The sequence below is a fragment of the Vibrio sp. Isolate33 genome, from assembly GCF_022397895.1.
In the GTDB taxonomy this organism is placed as follows: Bacteria; Pseudomonadota; Gammaproteobacteria; order Enterobacterales; family Vibrionaceae; genus Vibrio; species Vibrio pomeroyi.
Window position 1 is genome coordinate 152,129 of the sequence record NZ_JAKEUP010000007.1, and the last position, 17,085, is coordinate 169,213.

10 protein-coding genes are annotated in these 17,085 nt (G+C 47.3%); 7 read left to right on the top strand and 3 right to left on the bottom strand.

Annotated features, from left to right (window positions below):
- The first annotated feature begins 41 nt into the window (after window positions 1–41).
- The 3 genes from L1D37_RS12855 to L1D37_RS12865 all read left to right on the top strand — a co-directional run bounded on the left by L1D37_RS12855 (window position 42) and on the right by L1D37_RS12865 (window position 3,650).
- Window positions 42–1,553, top strand: coding sequence for an ABC transporter substrate-binding protein (locus L1D37_RS12855; protein ID WP_239848133.1), 1,512 nt, complete (start codon window positions 42–44; stop codon window positions 1,551–1,553).
- 4 nt (window positions 1,554–1,557) lie between these two features.
- Window positions 1,558–3,294 carry an ABC transporter permease subunit gene (locus L1D37_RS12860; protein WP_239848134.1) on the top strand — a complete coding sequence of 579 codons (1,737 nt, stop codon included), beginning with the start codon at window positions 1,558–1,560 and terminating at the stop codon, window positions 3,292–3,294.
- Window positions 3,295–3,407: 113 nt separating this feature from the next.
- Window positions 3,408–3,650 (top strand): hypothetical protein, encoded by a 243-nt coding sequence (locus tag L1D37_RS12865; protein WP_210448764.1) that lies wholly within the window; start codon window positions 3,408–3,410, stop codon window positions 3,648–3,650.
- 106 nt (window positions 3,651–3,756) lie between these two features.
- Here the strand turns inward: L1D37_RS12865 and L1D37_RS12870 are convergent, their stop codons facing one another.
- The 3 genes from L1D37_RS12870 to L1D37_RS12880 all read right to left on the bottom strand — a co-directional run bounded on the left by L1D37_RS12870 (window position 3,757) and on the right by L1D37_RS12880 (window position 9,898).
- Window positions 3,757–6,612: an FAD-binding and (Fe-S)-binding domain-containing protein gene (locus L1D37_RS12870; RefSeq protein WP_239848135.1), complete on the bottom strand. Its 2,856-nt coding sequence runs from the start codon at window positions 6,610–6,612 to the stop codon at window positions 3,757–3,759.
- A gap of 156 nt (window positions 6,613–6,768) precedes the next feature.
- The gene (lldD, locus tag L1D37_RS12875; RefSeq protein WP_239848136.1) at window positions 6,769–7,908 is read right to left on the bottom strand and encodes an FMN-dependent L-lactate dehydrogenase LldD; all 1,140 of its coding nucleotides are present in this window, start codon (window positions 7,906–7,908) and stop codon (window positions 6,769–6,771) included.
- A gap of 295 nt (window positions 7,909–8,203) precedes the next feature.
- Window positions 8,204–9,898, bottom strand: coding sequence for an L-lactate permease (locus tag L1D37_RS12880; protein WP_239848137.1), 1,695 nt, complete (start codon window positions 9,896–9,898; stop codon window positions 8,204–8,206).
- Window positions 9,899–10,132: 234 nt separating this feature from the next.
- Here L1D37_RS12880 and L1D37_RS12885 point away from each other — a divergent pair, with 234 nt between their 5' ends.
- The 4 genes from L1D37_RS12885 (at window position 10,133) to L1D37_RS12900 (ending at window position 17,053) form a co-directional block, all read left to right on the top strand.
- Entirely contained in the window at window positions 10,133–11,050 is a 918-nt protein-coding gene (locus L1D37_RS12885; RefSeq protein ID WP_239848138.1) for a LysR family transcriptional regulator, read from the top strand.
- Between the two features lie 11 nt (window positions 11,051–11,061).
- Complete coding sequence (locus L1D37_RS12890) at window positions 11,062–13,122, top strand: prolyl oligopeptidase family serine peptidase (RefSeq protein ID WP_239848139.1); 2,061 nt, start codon at window positions 11,062–11,064, stop codon at window positions 13,120–13,122.
- Between the two features lie 373 nt (window positions 13,123–13,495).
- Window positions 13,496–14,836: a carbohydrate porin gene (locus L1D37_RS12895; RefSeq protein WP_239848140.1), complete on the top strand. Its 1,341-nt coding sequence runs from the start codon at window positions 13,496–13,498 to the stop codon at window positions 14,834–14,836.
- Window positions 14,837–15,034: 198 nt separating this feature from the next.
- Window positions 15,035–17,053 carry a methyl-accepting chemotaxis protein gene (locus L1D37_RS12900; RefSeq protein ID WP_239848141.1) on the top strand — a complete coding sequence of 673 codons (2,019 nt, stop codon included), beginning with the start codon at window positions 15,035–15,037 and terminating at the stop codon, window positions 17,051–17,053.
- Window positions 17,054–17,085 lie beyond the last annotated feature (32 nt).

Genomic DNA, 17,085 nt, shown 5'->3' on the forward strand with positions numbered 1-17,085 from the left:
CTTACTAATTTAATAAAATACAGCTATAGAGAAAAATAACTATGCGTTTTAATTCAATCAAATTGGCTTGCGCTCTAGCGCTGGCTCTGCCTTTGACGGGCTGTTTTGACTCTCAACCAGAGTCGAGCGAAGCTGCGGTCAAATCTGAAATTCGTGTTGCGATGATGCAGCCACCAAGAACGGGTCTATCGCCACTTTCTGATGACGCGTTCAAACTATCGCGTTGGAGCACGGCTGAAACGCTAGTTAACCTGAGCCCGACTTCAGAAGCTGAGCCAATGCTGGCAACGGATTGGAAACACGTTGATCCACTGACTTGGCAATTCACGGTTCGCCAAGGTGTTAAATTTCACGATGGTTCTACATTAACAGCAGAGTCTGTCGTTAACTCACTACAGAAAGCACTAGAAGCGGCACCTAAGCCACGCATTCTAGATGGTGTAGAGCTAGAAGTGAAAGCGATGGACAACTACCGCGTAGAGATCAAAACCAGCTTTGATGACCCTCTTCTACCAAGCCGTTTATCTAGCCCTCAATTAGCGATCCTAGCAGCAAGTGCGTACCAAGAAGATGGTCGTGTTAGCCCAATTGGTGCAGGTACTGGTCCGTTTGAATTGACTGAAATTAACGGCACAACCAGCGCGAAACTAAAACGTTTCGATGGTTACTGGGGTGAAAAAGCGCAAGTTGAATCTGTAATCGCAGAATACGTTCCTAACGGTTTTGCTCGTGCTGCAGCTTTAAGAACCGGTACGGCTGACATTGTTGAAGCTGTGCCAGTTTCACAGATCGCGACCATTGATTCGAACCTGCTTTACGAAGTAGCAATGCCTCGTACCAACACGCTTTACCTGAACAATAAGTCAGGCGTATTTAGCGATATTGAACTACGTAAAGTCGCGGCTGCTGCAGTAGACCGTGAGCAAATCGTGAATACTGTTTATGAAAACCACGCGGATATCGCGCAAGGCCTACTAGGTCCTGCACTTGCTTGGGCTGAGCCGATTCGACCTGAAGGTCAAGCAGTAGATAAAACGCTAAAAGCAAATGGTGAAAGCATTGTTATCGGTACCTTTACCGACCGTGCTGAGCTTCCAGAAGTGGCAGCACTACTTAAACAACAACTTGAAGCGGCTGGTTTCAAAGTTGAGTTGGATATCCGTGAATACGCTCAGATTGAAAACGATGCACTGTCAGGTAAGTTTGACGCGTTCATCCTTTCTCGTGCAACCGTTCTAGATTCTGGTGACCCAGTGGCATACATGATGAGTGATTTTGGCTGTAAGGGCTCATTCAACCTTGGTCAATTCTGTTCTCAAGAAGTCGACCAAGCACTGACTCACGCTGACCTGCAACCATTAGGTGCGCTGCGTCAGCAAGCGATCATCGAAGCTGAGCAAAAAATCCTCAACGACTTCGCTGCTATTCCATTGCTTCACGAACGTGTGATTCAAGGTGAAAGCGAGCGTGTAAGCAATGTAGTTCGTGACCCAAGTGAACGTCGCTTGGTTGATCAAACGACCCAAGTTAACGCGGCAACACAGGTTAACTAAATAAATGCTATCTGCTGAGACTCTGCGTCGAACCTTATTTATCTTGACGCCTTGGCTATCAAGAATCGCCTCACTGATCGTGGTGGTGATTCTTGTTGGCTTGATGCCTGACATTGCAGGCATCGACCCAAGCCAATCCATTCTGCGTGCGAGAGCGGGGCAACAACACCTGCTTACGCCTGAAGCTTTAGCGGCGGTACGTGCTGATCTTCAGCTTGACCGTTCGGCGAGTGAGCGCCTGATCGATTGGATAGGAAGTGCCTTTTCCGGTGATCTAGGTAAATCCTGGATTGACGGTTCTTCGGTTGCATTAGGTATTCAAAAAACAGCGTCTACATCTCTGTTTTTGATGTCTAGCGCACTAGTGATGACTTTCGTACTGTGCGGTGCAGGTTTGCTTGCTACCTTGCGCAGTTGGAAGAAGGGTAAATTAGGGCAGAGTTACAGCAGTTTAAGTACCGTATTAATATCCTTGCCAGAGTACGTGGTGGCTTCGGTATTAATACTGATGTTCTCAATTTGGTTAGGTTGGCTACCACCGTATGGTTGGCAAGGCTGGCAAGATATTTGGCTACCGAGTTTAGCACTCGCACTGCCCGCTAGCGGCCTGTTTAGTCGCCTGCTCAGAGACAGTTTACAACGAGTTCTTAATGAACCTTGGGTGATCACGTGGCTCAGTGCCAACGTTCACTCCAATCAAATTATTCGCTTTGCGCTGAAAAGAGCGTTGAGCAGCCTGATCCCACAAATTGCGATGATCGTGATTGGTTTAACTGGTGGCGCAGTCGCGGTTGAGCTTATCTTCTCGATCCCGGGTATCGGGCGTATGATTCTTGGTGCTGCGAAGGCGCAAGATCTGCCGATGTTACAAGGCGGCCTACTGGTGTTACTGTTGTTTTCGATTGTAGTAAGCAGCATCAGCCTGTTTGTTCAGCAGTTGATTCTGGGTCACAGCCTGAAAAGCGGCAAGCTCATCAGTAGCCACTCTTCGTTTCGTTTTACGCAGAGCCGCGCCAAGCGTGTCACTGCTTTTGCGATCTTCTCATTCCTAATTGCTATTGTGGTTTGGGCAGCATTCCGAGACCCATACACCAGCCAATTTGCACGTTTGGCATCACCGAGTTGGCAAGCGCCTTTGGGTGCGGATGGTATTGGGCGAGACCTGTTAGCGAGAATCGGTTCTGGTATGGTCGCGACCTTCCAAGCGGGTATTCTGGCAACCTTCTTGAGCTTGGTGATGGGCATTATCATGGGTTTCAATACCCGCTTCAGCCAAGGCCTTATCGAGATTACTAAGGGTATCCCTTACATCATTGCTGGCCTTTTGGTTGCGGGTTTAACAGGGATGAATCCGAACAGCGCATTAATTGCGATTGTATTTGTATCTTGGGCGCCATTAGCGGCGCACTGCTCTAGTTTAATTGTGGAAGCCAAGGCTCAACCTTATACGCACCTCGCGCCATTGTGGGGTACCAGTAAGTTGAGAATCTTCCGCTTCTACTTGCTTCCGTATGTGTTACCGCCGTTGCTAAGACACGCATTGCTGAGGTTGCCTGTAATCACGCTAAGCCTGACCTCACTGAGCTTCATCGGCTTAGGTGCAAAACCACCAACACCGGAATGGGGTTTGATGATTGCAGAGAACTTGCCATACATTGAGCGCGCGCCATTGGCTGTGATGGGGTCTATTATTGGGCTGATTCTATTGGGTGCTGCCATCAACATGATGTTTGATGACTAAAGAATCAGGAAGGGGCTTAAGTTTTCGATTGGCTTAATATGATGTAACCTTAAGCCTGCTTTTAGAACTGATCGAAAGTTCAATAGACCCTAGTTAAGTGTAAAGGATTCAACATGTATCTCGTTTTGTATTGCCACAATATTGGTATGACCGACTTTTCTTTCTTTGAGACGGAAGATTTTGACAAAGAAGAGGGTTATATCGTGCGAGGAAAATGGCCGAACGAAAAAGCGTTTCGTGATTACTTGACCAAAGAGTTTGGTGATATGAGCGAATTCCAAGTGCTTGACCTAATCGCCAAAGGCGCAGAGGCAGAACACTACTCGCCAGAAGAGTTGATGCGCTTAGCTCTCTAACTGTCAGCTCAATAACATGTTTCAAATCGAACAAACAAATGGCAGCCTAATTGGGCTGCCATTTTTCGTTTTGAGCTAGAGCACGTTGCTCACAGTATGAATGGAGCTACTGAGCCACTTCGTCCACCAAGTACAAGATTGATTGATACGGAATGCCACTGTGATGCGACAAACCGATCTCACAGGTACGGCTGTTACTGAAACCACGAGTACAGTTGCTCGGTACTTGTTCCTTGAGTGGATGCACAGCTGCCTCATTCAACTCTGGCGTAGTAAAGCCCTTGTCACCTGCCCAGCCACAACATTGAATATGTTCAGGAACAATCACTTCTTCGGTACAGGCTTTAGCAAGGTTTAACATCGCACCTTCTAAGCCCATTCGGCGAGAGCTACAAGTCACATGCAGCATTACGGTCTCTTTAAGTGGTGCAAGCGTCAGGTGCTCTAGCAAGTATTGATTCACAAACCCTGTCGGTTCTAGCACTTCTAATGGCTTGGTGAACTGCTCAATACTGCGTTTTGCACATGGGCTGGTGTCCATTAATACTGGGTATTCACCCTGACGACTGGCTTGCCATAAGACTTCTTCGAGCTGTTGCGCTTTAGATTGGGCTAGGTCGGTCATGCCTTTGCTGTCGTAAGGCATACCACAACATTGGTCATCTAATTTCTTCGGCAGAATTACCTCGAAGCCCGCCTTGTTAAGCAGAGACATGGTCACTTCAGTGAGAGGGCGTTGATCTCCCGCATCGCTTTGTTGCCCCATGGTTCGACTGGCACACGAAGGGAGGTAAACCACCTTCTTAGTGTTATTCGATGTTTCGGCTGTCATTGGTGAAGCTGTGAGTGAGTGGCTGTTGGATTGCGGCATCTCAGGCATCCAAACTGGTGTTGCGCCTTTGGTCATAGAGCGCAAGCCATTGGTGAGTTTTCCGACTGTATTAGCGCCTAGAACTTTACTCGCTATTTGATTGGTTTTGAGACCGGCTTTGGTCAGCTTGGTGGTGGTCGAGAAATGATCCGCTGTCCATTTGGCGATTGGTGTGAACTTCTCATATTTGGCAACACGAAGCTTCTTCACTAAGTCGCCGGTGTTAATGCCTACCGGACAACGCTCGGCACACAGGCCAGTTGCCGCGCAGGTATCGATGCCTTGGTATTCGAAGGTTTTCTCTAGTTCGCTAGCTTCTATCTCTTCCCCTGCTTCTCGGCGGCGTTGTAGTTCTCGGTACAGCACAATACGTTGCCGTGGTGATAAGGTCAGTGTGCGAGACGGACAAACAGGCTCACAGAATCCACACTCAATACAGCGGTCAACAAGGTCGTCGGCAGCAGGCATTGGCTTTAAGTCTGTGATGTGGGAGTTTGGATTGTCGTTGATAATAACGCCGGGGTTGAGCAGTCTTTCTGGATCGAACAACGCTTTGATTTGTTGCATCAAGGCGTAACCATCTTTGCCCCATTCCAACTCTACGTAAGGTGCCATGTTACGGCCCGTGCCGTGTTCCGCTTTTAGAGAACCTTGATATTTCACGGCGACGAGCTCGGCAACATCATCCATGAAACCACCGTAACGGTCGATTTCTTCTTGGCTGTCAAAGCCTTGAGTAAACACAAAGTGCAGGTTGCCTTCTAAAGCGTGGCCGAAAATGATCGCCTCGCTGTAGTCGTATTTGTCGAACAGCTCTTGCAGTTCTCGAATACCGTTCGCAAGGTTCTCGACTGGGAAGGCAACATCTTCAATGATGACAGTCGTACCCACTTCACGCACTGCACCAACCGCAGGGAACATGCCTTTACGGATGCCCCAAAGCGTTGCGACAGTCTTGGGATCGGATGTGAAAGGGACAGATTCAACAATCGTGTATTCAGTTAATGCGTCCAGAATTGATTTACATTGTAAATCTAAGTCCTGCTGGGAGCTGGCGTGTGATTCCACCAGAATAGCTGCCGCTTCTAGATCTAAGCTCGGCATAAATGCGGGCATACCCGGTTTATCCGCGACAGAACGTAGCGCTCTGCCGTCCATTAACTCAACAGCAGCAACCGGAGTTTTGGATAATGTAGTTACGGCTTTACTTGCTTGCTCGATGTCAGCAAACACCAACAGAGCTGAGGCTTTGTTCGGGTGTTCAATTACCGTGTTGTAGGTGATCTCAGCGATGAAGCCTAGTGTGCCTTCGGAGCCAATCATCAGGTGTTTGATGATTTCGATTGGATCGTGGTAATCGACCAATGCATTGAGCGCGTAGCCGGTGGTGTTTTTAAGACGGTACTTGTGACGGATTCTGTCGGCGAGTTCTTGATTCGAGCTGGTTTGACGGTGCAGTTCAACAATGCCATCAAACAGTGTTTTGTGTGATTGTTTGAATGCCTCAACGCTAGCACTGTCTGCGGTATCGAGTAGGGTGCCATCGCTCAACACGACTTTCATGCTTTCTACAGTGCGATAGGAGTTCTGCGCAGTACCACAACACATACCACTGGCGTTGTTCGCGGCAATACCACCGATTTTACAGGTGTTGATTGAAGCTGGATCTGGGCCGATTTTACGTTGGAAAGGGGCAAGGTATTTGTTGGCATCCGCGCCAATCACACCGGGTTGAAGGATGATTTGATTGCCGTTATCGACGATCTCATGGCCTCGCCAGTCGTCGGTCAGAGTGATGAGTACCGAGTCGGAAACTGCTTGCCCTGAAAGGCTGGTACCTGCTGCGCGAAAGGTAAAATGAATGCCCAGTTCGCGACAGCTTTGAATCGTGAATATCACTTCGTCTAAGTCTTTAAGCCTTAGAACCATTTTCGGCACCAAGCGATAAAAACTCGCATCGGTGCCGTAAGCCAATCGCTTTGCCTCTTGCGTGACAATACGTTCCGTTTCTATTTTTTGAGCCAGTATCGTTTCAAGCTGCTGATAAGCTTTGGCATCTACTACTCGCTCATGGGATGTGTTTGTCTCCATCTTTGCTTCCTTGTGCTTCTATTTGGCACTGTTTTGCTTTTTATTTTATTTTCCAGTGCTTAAACGGTGTCACAACGGCAGTGGAATTGCTGTGACACCGATTGAACTTCAGTCTAAGTAGACCAAAGCATGAGTCTGAATCTGAGTCATGGAGATTTAATCTAGCCCCACCAAAGATTCACGAGTTAAGTCTTTGATTGTCTTTGCGCCTGTTAATGTCATCGCAACGCGCATCTCTTTGTCGTAAAGGTCGAGTAGATTCTCAACGCCTGCTTGTCCTTGCGCTGCTAATGCGTAAACGAAAGAGCGGCCGAGTAAGGTGCAATCTGCGCCCAATGCCATCATTCGAACCACATCCAAGCCAGTACGAATACCAGAGTCGACAAGAATCTTGGTGTCGCCTTTTACCGCGTCTGCAATTGCAGGTAATGCTTTAGCACTTGATAGAACACCATCAAGTTGGCGGCCGCCGTGGTTTGATACCACAATGCCGTCTGCACCAAACCTCACAGCATCTTTTGCATCTTCTTCATCAAGAATGCCTTTGATGACCATTGGGCCATCCCAGAAATCACGGATCCACTCTAGGTCTTTCCATGAAATTGACGGGTCGAAGTTATCGCCCAGCCAACCGATGTAGTCTTCCAGTTTGGTGGGAGAACCACGATAAGTTGAGATGTTGCCTAGGTCATGTGGTTTACCCAACAAGCCAACATCCACCGCCCAACTAGGGTGACGCATAGATTGGAATACACGACGAACAGCGGCGTTTGGACCACTCATTCCGGAATGCATGTCACGGTAGCGAGCGCCGGGTACGGGCATATCAACGGTGAAGAGCAACGTGGTCACGCCCGCTGCTTTTGCGCGTTCAAGCACGTTCTTCATGAAGCCGCGATCTTTTAGCACGTAAAGTTGGAACCACATTGGGCGCTCAATCTTAGGCGCGACTTCTTCAATCGGGCACACTGACACCGTCGACATGGTAAAAGGGATGCCTTTGTTGTCTGCGGCTTTGGCTGCTTGCACTTCACCACGTCGCGCGTACATGCCTGTTAAACCTACAGGAGCCAGTGCGATTGGCATCGCTAGCTTCTCGCCGAACAGTTCGGTTTCCAAATTGAGATCCGACATGTCGTTGAGTACACGCTGCTTTAGCGCAATCTCAGCAAGATCAGCCGTGTTACGGCGTAGGGTATGTTCTCCGTAAGAACCGCCATCAATGTAGTGGAAAAGGAACGGTGGTAATTTCGCTTTTGCTGCGGCGCGGTAATCAGTCGATGCGGATATGATCATAATTTCAGTCCTAAATTCTTGGGATGTTGCCCTTCTATGAGAGCTTGGTTTGGGCTGCTTTAATTCTGAGAGTCAGTGTTTTGTTTTTCTTGAGCTTTGAAACAACTAAGCTTTGAAGCAACGAATCTATGAAGCAAATAAGCTGTGTAACTGCAAAGCGGGAAAATGGCGTTAATACCCGAGGGTGTTGATGTGCTCTAGTATCCATCCCGGAACTCATCAACTGTCTTATTAGACGGTGTCGCTGTCGGGGAATTGAGTATTAACGCCAAGTGCTTTTGGAACGACTTATGGCTTACATAAGTGCGTCTGTCATTTTGAATCCGTAGATAACCACTAGGCCGATGATGCCTGTCATTACCAAGTAATAGAACGTCGGAATGATTGTCTTACGTAGGGTTGCACCTTCGCGTCCTAGCAAGCCAACGGTTGCTGATGCGGCTACCACGTTGTGAATCGCAATCATGTTACCTGCTGCTGCACCAACAGCTTGTAGAGCGACAACCACCGCACTAGAGATAGTCAGAGTCTGCGCTACTTCGAACTGGAATTGGCTGAACATCATGTTTGATACTGTGTTCGAACCTGCAATGAAGGCACCTAACGCACCTACTGTTGCACTTAAGGCTGGGAATGCGCTGCCAACTAGGTCAGCTGCGAAGTTTGCAGTAGTTACTGGCATACTTGCTAAATCTGCACCGTTCACGCCAGAATTAATGAAGATACGTACCATCGGGATGGTGAACACCAACACAAAGCCGGCACCAATCAGCGTTTTACTTGATTCACCAAAGGCTTTAGCCAGTGGCGTAGCACTACGAGATTGCATGAGAACCGCAACCAACGCGACGAAGACTAAGATGCCGCCTGGTAGATACAGAGGTTGAATCGCTGTGCTTACGCCAGTCTCACCAAGGATGTTGCTGAATGAAAGGCTAACGCTCTTCAAGAGACCTTTGAACTCAGGGCTCACGCGGCTAGCAACCAGAGTGACAGCGAGCAGAACGTAAGGTGCCCATGCCATCGCCATGCTCATCTTCTTATGGCCTTGATTGTTGTCATCAAGGTCAATTTTCAAAGAACCTAGCCATTCAGCTGGCCACTTGTCTTCGCTTTCGAAATCCCATTTTGATTTAGGTACTAGGAAGCCACGTTTTGCTGCAGTAACCACAATCGCTAGGCCAACCAGACCACCAATCAGTGATGGAAACTCAGCACCTAGGAAAACACCAGTCAGTGCGTAAGGAATTGTGAAAGCTGCACCAGCGAATAATGCAAATGGTAGGATATCTAAACCTTCCGTCCAGCTTTTGTTCTTACCGAAGAAACGAGTTAGCATCATCGCCATTAGTACTGGCATCATCACACCCACAGAGGCGTGAATCAGGGCCACACTTGAGGTGATTTGTTGCAGGTAAGCGTCCCAAGTAGAACCGTGAGCAATCAGGCTTTCACCGATGTTGTGCGTGTCCAAACCTTTGTTCACACCAACGATGATAGGTGTACCTACCGCGCCGAATGATACTGGCGTAGATTGGATCATCATGCCCATCAGTACCGCAGCAAGCGCTGGGAAACCGATAGCAACCAGTAGCGGAGCGGCAATAGCAGCCGGTGTACCGAAACCAGATGCGCCCTCAATGAAAGAACCAAAACACCAAGCGATGATGATCGCCTGAACGCGACGGTCAGCGGATATATCCGTGAAGCCGTTACGAATAGTGGTGATAGCTCCGGTGTGCTTCAAAGTGTTTAATAAGAAGATGGCGCCGAACACAATCCAGAGAACCGACACGGTTATGCCGAAACCTTGGAATACAGAAGCCAACACGCGAGTGCTAGACATATCCCAAGCAAATAGGGCAATAGCAACGGTTAGTGCGAATGCCACTGGCATCGCTTTTTTCGCTGGCCAGTTCAGGCCAACCAGTAGAATCGCTGCAACAACTATTGGCGAAAAGGCCAATAAAGCTAGTAGAGTTTCACTCATGGGTACTTCCTCGTACTGTTTTCAAACGTTCATGTTTGAAGTAAAGATCACGTTATGGTTTGTCGTCATTTGAGTCGCTTTGGCCTCTAAACGGGCACCTTATTTGGGCGACTCTTGTAATTGGAATGACTGTTTTTGTAATTGTTTTGTTAATTTGGCGTGAATTTACCCCTTTATTTTTTATTGATATAGGGAAATAATGAAAATAATTAATTCCAAAATTGGCATAATCAGATGCGAGCAGACGATTTGATCCTGTTTTCACAGGTAGTTGAACTGGGTAGTTTTAGTAAGGTGGCCGAGCAAAATAACCTTACAAATTCGGTAGTTAGTAAGAGAATTGCGCGATTGGAAGAAGAAATTGGCGTGCAATTATTATATCGAACAACGCGTAAATTGACCCTGACTGAGGCGGGGAAGGCAATTTTGCATGGAGCCAAAAATGTGAAGCAGGCAACTCAAGAGGCTATGGACGCAGTTTCAGGCTTTGGTGAAAATGTCAGCGGTCATATCAAAATGTCAGTGCCTACTATCTCCGGAGATTTGATACTCGCAGACGCTGTTGCCGAGTTTTGTAATATGCACCCAGGTTTAACGGTCGATATGTCTCTGAACAATCGCTTTGTCGATCTGGTTGAAGATGGCTTGGATTTGGTGATTCGTACCGGTTATCTGGAAGATTCCAGCTTGATCGCTCGTCATATATTGGATTCACAATGGGTGGTGTGTGCATCGCCATCTTATATCGCTAAAAACGGCAAGCCGATGCTGCCTAAAGACTTGGTGCAGCACAACTGCTTGCAATACGCCTATCAAACAACGGGTGCCAGCGAATGGCAGTTTCTGCACAGTAAAGATGGCTGTACCGACAACGACAAATACATCGTGCGTGTCTCGGGTTCTTTCTCGACCGACAACGCGACCGCGCTAAGAAAAGCGGCATTAGGTGGGCATGGTGTGGCTTATGTACCGCGCTGTCTGGTTTATCACGATATTCGCAACGGTCAGCTGGTGGACATCTTCCCTGACTTAGTGGGCAAGAAGCTCGGTATTTATGCGGTGTACCCTTTTACGCGCCAGCCGCCCAACAAGATTAAGTTATTGATTGAACACATTAGAACGCGTTACCTGACGATTTCACATTATTTTTAATAAGGATCACGATGAGCTATTTAAAAGAGTATCAATATCCAACCACCAACAAACAGATCGTCAGCGATGACTATTTTGGTCAAATAGTCGAAGACCCATATCGCTGGTTAGAAGATGACAGAAGTGACGAAACCGCGCAGTGGGTGGCAAGTCAAAATGAAGTCACGTTCGATTACCTTGCTCAAATCCCGTATCGCGCGGAACTGCGAGAGCGTTTAGCAAAAGCGCAAGACTACAAAAAGAGCTCGCAGCCGTTTGTGCGGGGTGACTATACCTATTTCTATAAGAATGATGGTTTGCAAAATCACAGCATTCTCTATCGTCAAAAAGAGGGTCAGCAGGTTGAAGTATTCCTGGATCCGAATACCTTCTCGGAAGATGGCACCACATCACTGGGCTCTGTTTCGTTCTCAAAAGACTACCGCTTGGTGGCGTATAGTATTTCTGAGGGCGGTAGTGACTGGCGCAAGATTTTCGTGATTGATACCGAGACTAAACAGCAGCTCGAAACGGAAATCACCGACGCCAAATTTACCGGTATCTCTTGGTTAGGCAATCGCGGCTTTTATTATTCTAGCTACGACAAACCTGACGGCAGTGAACTCTCGGCTCGTACTGAACAACACAAGCTGTACTTCCATGAGTTAGGTACAGAACAAGCTAGCGACAAGGTGATCTTCGGTGCGATCAACGCCGAGCAGCACCGCTATGTGTCCGGCTACAGCACCGAAGACGATCGTTACCTAATTATTCTTGGCAAAGAATCAACGTCGGGTAACAGGCTGTTTTATATAGATTTAAACTCATCAGAACAATCGCTGAATACGTTGATTGATCATGTGGATAGCGACACTTATCTCATCGATAACCAAGATGAAACTTTCATTCTATACACCAATCTCGATGCGCCGAACGGTAAGGTGGTGAGCTTTGATACTGGCACTCACCAGTGGCGAGATATCATTCCTGAAAAGCCACAGCCGTTAGACATCAGCACCGGTGGTGGTTACTTGTTTGCTCACTACATGGTGGATGTGGTGTCGAAAATTGAGCAGCTGGATTACCAAGGTAACCGAGTTCGTGAGATCCATTTACCCGGTCTGGGAACGGCCAGTGGTTTAGGTGGTAAGAAAGAGCAAACTCAGCTTTATTACACCTTCACCAACTATGTTACGCCGCCCACTATTTTTTCTTTTGATGTTGAATCTGGCCGCTCAGAAGTTTATCAGCGCTCAGAGTCTCCGTTTGAATCGGACAAGTTCGAATCTAAACAAGTTTTCTATACCTCGAAAGATGGCACTCAGGTTCCGATGCTTATCTCTTATAAGAAGGGACTAAAACTGGACAGTAATAACCCAACCATGTTGTACGCCTACGGCGGCTTCAACGTTAGCCTAACGCCTTCTTTCTCGGGTACGGTGGGCAGTTGGTTGGAACTCGGTGGTGTGTATGCGGTGCCGAACCTGCGTGGTGGTGGCGAATATGGCAAGGCGTGGCACAAAGCGGGTACTCAGCAGCAAAAGCAGAATGTGTTTGATGACTTCATTGCCGCAGCGGAGTTCTTAATCGCAGAAAACTACACCAGCAGTGACAAGCTAGCGATTCGCGGCGGTTCTAACGGTGGTTTGCTGGTGGGCGCTTGTATGACACAGAGGCCGGAGCTTTTCCAAGTGGCTCTGCCTGCTGTTGGGGTACTAGATATGCTGCGTTACCACACGTTCACGTCTGGCGAAGGCTGGGCATACGACTACGGTACATCCGCACAAAACAAAGAGATGTTTGAATACCTGCTTGGTTATTCTCCGGTTCACAATGTGGTGCGCGGTGTCGACTACCCAGCAACTTTTGTCACGACCGCCGATCATGACGACCGTGTGGTACCTGCCCATTCTTATAAGTTCATTGCAGAGCTGCAAGATAAGCATGAAGGTGGTGCGCCTGTGATGATTCGTATTGATGTTAATGCGGGTCACGGTGCGGGAATGCCGCTGAGTAAAGCGATCGATCTTACTGCAGATATCTATGCATTTACGCTGTTTAATATGGGCGTTGAATCTCTAGATTCGTTTTAGATAATGCTTGATTCTGGATAATTGGGTGTTTGACTCAGACCCAAAAGCCTCAAAATCGACCTTAGATTTTGAGGCTTTTCATATATGTGAAAACTAATCAAAACTGCACCATATTTCCTTCATTTTCACACACACTTTTCCGTGATAGACCCCGCCATTATTGATGAAATGAAAGCGATTTCAAGCTGATATTTTACGCAGCACTCTCTCTAACTAATTGATCTTAAATTAATAGTTTTGGTCGTGAATTTTCTAAAAGTTTCATGGCTCTCGAGCTAATTTATCAGTGTGAACAGCGGCTAACTTTTCAACGCTTTCATTGCTTAATATTTCCCTGTTCGATGAAAACTCAAAAAAATAATAGGGAATTACAATGCAAAAATTTAAGCTTTTGCCAATAACGGTCGCAGTGGCGGCTTCGCTTGCTTCACTATCTTCTTTTGCTGCAGAAACGGATCTTGCTGCTCTAGAACAACGAATCCTAGAGTTAGAATCTCAAGTTGGTGACATCAAGTATGTTGATGACCAACAACAAGCGGTTCTAACGGCAGAAACGAATGTACCAGACGGTATCGTCTTCTCTGGTTACGCTCGTTACGGCGCTCACTACAAAAGTGGTGATGAGCGTTATGTAGACATCGGTACAACAGGCCGTTCTGTTGGTCGTTTGGGTAACGAAGCCAATGGTGGCGAAGTTCAGTTAGCTAAGCTTTTCCAAGCTGACAACGGCGCTATCTGGGACATCGTATTCATGGCTGACCACTGGGAAGCAGACGCATGGGCTGACGACGGCGGCCTAAGCATGAAGAAAATGTACGCTGGTGTAACCAATGTATTTGAAAGCCAGCCTGAGCTGTACATGTGGGCTGGTCGTGATTTCCATCAACGTCCGCAACAAGGTTTGAACGATTACTTCTGGATGACGCATGATGGTCAAGGCGCTGGTTTTAACAACCTAGATTTCGGTGGTGCCAAGCTAGACATGGGCTTTGTTGGCCAAGTGAAAGGCGGCCTAGTGAACGACAACGGTCGATATGCCGTGACTGCAAAACTGCACAGTATCAACGCTGGTATCGGTAACCTAGATCTTTACGCAAACTACGGTTTTGCTTCTGATGAAGCTGATACTTCTACTACGACTGAGTATGTATATAACCCTCTTACAGACAAAATGGAACCAGTGGTAACACCGGGTCAAAAAGTCAGTGATGAAACAGCATACTTAATCGGTGCAACTTTAGGTCTAGGCGAGTCTAACAAGTTAGTTATGAAGTATGGTGACGGTGCAGACTCATCTGTATTTGAGCTGAAAGGTGATTACCAAACCTTCTACGCAAGTTTGGAAGGTAGCTACGCAGCATCTGAGCAATTCATCATCGATTACTTAGTGTCGTACAAAGACAACTCTGGCTCAGATCTAGACCGCGAGAACACGGAATACGCTGGTATCGTTCGTCCACAGTACCAATGGAATGATGTTCACTCTACATGGTTAGAAGCTGGCTACGGCATGGTTGATTACGATGACGACGGTGAAGAGAACGCGTGGAAAGTAACGCTGTCTCAAAACGTTTCTCTAGGTGGTTTACCTTGGAGCCGTCCAATGCTTCGTTTCTACACAACAGTGGGTGATGTAGAAACAAAAGGCAACACAGTGAAGACAACGAATGTTGATACATTGTCGTTCGGCGCAATGTTTGAAGCTTGGTGGTAATCACAGCTATAGAAAGTGCAGTTCTTTGAATTCGGCATATTTTCAAGGAGCCATGCTTTCGAATATTCATGCTTGTTAAGAGCACGTAATACTGTCCATTTTAGCCCTAAAGGCAGATTGATTAGGGCATGTTATATAACTCCATTCTTGGGCACATTCTTTGTGCCCTTTTTTTCGCCACTAGATCAAGGATTCACTATGAGACTTTCTTCCATCGTGTCTCGAGTATATTTAGGTTTCTTCGTACTGATCGTGATCATGCTGGGTTCTGCATGGTTAAGTATCAGTAGCAATAAAGACATCACCACTCGAATTGAGAACATCACCCAGCAAGCCACCCCATTAATGCTTCAATCCTCTGCGCTGACTATTCGATTCCTCGACATTAATCGCAGTACCACTCCCTATTTATCCGCCAATTACATTGATGAGCTTGAGCCACTGAAACAAACCGTATTAAACAACATTGAACAATATCAGCAGCAATTGAGCTGGTTCGAAGGCAAGGGCGCAACTGGTTCACAAATGGAAGCCATGCTTAACAACATCACTCAAACTGGCGTGTCGACTATCGATCAAATAGAGCGGGTATTGGAACTTTACGTTGAGTATTTGGATAGCAAAGATCTCGGTTCGATGGGACAAGCGCAATTTCAATCTGTGGTAGGGCAGCTTAATAATACCTTGGTGAATCAACTCGCGAGTGCAGATTCAGAACAGACACAAAAGGCAGTCGAAGCTCTGTTGGTGCAATTGAGTTTGATTGCGGCGGAAGCCAACGAAGCGTTTTCACTGCAAACATCTTCAGAGGTTCGCGGGGTAGAGCGTCGCCTGCAAAGTCGTAAAGAGCGATTCGAACAAGCGGTAGCAGATTTAGATAACTTAGATTCGTCTTTGCTGCGCCGCAATAAACAGTCTTTATCGCTGCTCGCTTCACATGCGTTTTCGGCTAATGGTTCAGTCGCTACCCATAAAGAAACCGTTAAACTCGATGAGTCTATCTCCCTCCAAAAGCAGGAAATTGAACAGTTGATTGATGTTCAGTTAAGTCACTTTGATGAGCTTTCAATGTACGCTGAAGATACTGCCACACGCCTGTATTACGAGTCGATGGACTCTTCACAGCAAGCCCTTTTGATGCAGGGTGTTATTGCACTTACTTCCGTACTTATTGCTCTGTTGATCGGGTTGAATATTGCCAAAGGGATCCGTAAACCAAGCAAGCTGCTGCAAAGTGCACTCGACCAAGTTGCGAACAAAGACTTGAGCGCGATGGTGCAATATCAAGCCAATAATGAGTTCGGTTCAGTGAGCGACAAGGTCAACTTAGTGATCAGCCACCTGACTCAAATGATTGAGAACATGCGTCAATCATCGACACGCCTAAAAGAAGCATCTCTAGAGAACCAAAGCACGAGCCGTTCATTGAGTGAGGCGATGCAAGACCAAACCAATCAGACGGTGATGGTGGCCACGGCCATGGAACAGATCGAGTGCTCGGTGACAGAAATAACTCAAGCGGCTAATCAAACGCTAACGCTGGTGACCGAAGCGGTATCGAGTTCCAGTGATGGCCAGAAGACGATGGATAAAAGCGTCGAGTTGATGGGCAGTTTAGAACGTAAGTTGGCAGAATCAACAGCGACCATTGGTCAGCTTGAAAGCGAAAGCGCCAGCATTGGCTCGATTTTGGATGTGATATCTGGGATCTCTGAACAAACCAATTTGTTGGCATTGAATGCAGCCATTGAAGCGGCGCGAGCGGGCAAACAAGGGCGTGGCTTCTCTGTTGTGGCCGATGAGGTTCGCGTGTTAGCGGCGAAAACCAATGCTTCGACACAAGAGATACACAACAAGATTGAGCAGCTGCAAACCAGTTCTAAACTGGCGGTGGAGCAAATCAATCAATGTGTGGTGGGGATGGTTCAATGTGTTGAGCAAACGGGCGAAGTGAATCACTCAATTTCAAGCGTGTCCGATCTGCTCAATGAGGTCGAGCAAAGAAGCCATCAAATAGCGACCGCAACTACGGAACACCAAGTGGTGGCCTCTCAAGTTACACAAAACATTAGTCAGATACACACCTTGGCAGAGGATAACTCTCAACGATCTCAAGTTCTGTTCTCCCACGGGCAGCAGCTTGAAATTATGTCGCAGCAGCAATTCTCACTAACTCAAGAGTTTAAGCTCGCCGAGCAATCAGAAAACAAGGTTTAGAGGCGACTCTAAGCTCTTCCACGCCCAGCCTT

Coding starts and splice junctions, on each gene's coding strand:
- L1D37_RS12890 (WP_239848139.1), top strand. CDS start 11,062: ATGAGCTATTTAAAAGAGTATCAATATCCAACCACCAACAAACAGATC.
- lldD (WP_239848136.1), bottom strand. CDS start 7,908: ATGATCATATCCGCATCGACTGATTACCGCGCCGCAGCAAAAGCGAAA.
- L1D37_RS12860 (WP_239848134.1), top strand. CDS start 1,558: ATGCTATCTGCTGAGACTCTGCGTCGAACCTTATTTATCTTGACGCCT.
- L1D37_RS12880 (WP_239848137.1), bottom strand. CDS start 9,898: ATGAGTGAAACTCTACTAGCTTTATTGGCCTTTTCGCCAATAGTTGTT.
- L1D37_RS12870 (WP_239848135.1), bottom strand. CDS start 6,612: ATGGAGACAAACACATCCCATGAGCGAGTAGTAGATGCCAAAGCTTAT.
- L1D37_RS12885 (WP_239848138.1), top strand. CDS start 10,133: ATGCGAGCAGACGATTTGATCCTGTTTTCACAGGTAGTTGAACTGGGT.
- L1D37_RS12855 (WP_239848133.1), top strand. CDS start 42: ATGCGTTTTAATTCAATCAAATTGGCTTGCGCTCTAGCGCTGGCTCTG.
- L1D37_RS12895 (WP_239848140.1), top strand. CDS start 13,496: ATGCAAAAATTTAAGCTTTTGCCAATAACGGTCGCAGTGGCGGCTTCG.
- L1D37_RS12865 (WP_210448764.1), top strand. CDS start 3,408: ATGTATCTCGTTTTGTATTGCCACAATATTGGTATGACCGACTTTTCT.
- L1D37_RS12900 (WP_239848141.1), top strand. CDS start 15,035: ATGAGACTTTCTTCCATCGTGTCTCGAGTATATTTAGGTTTCTTCGTA.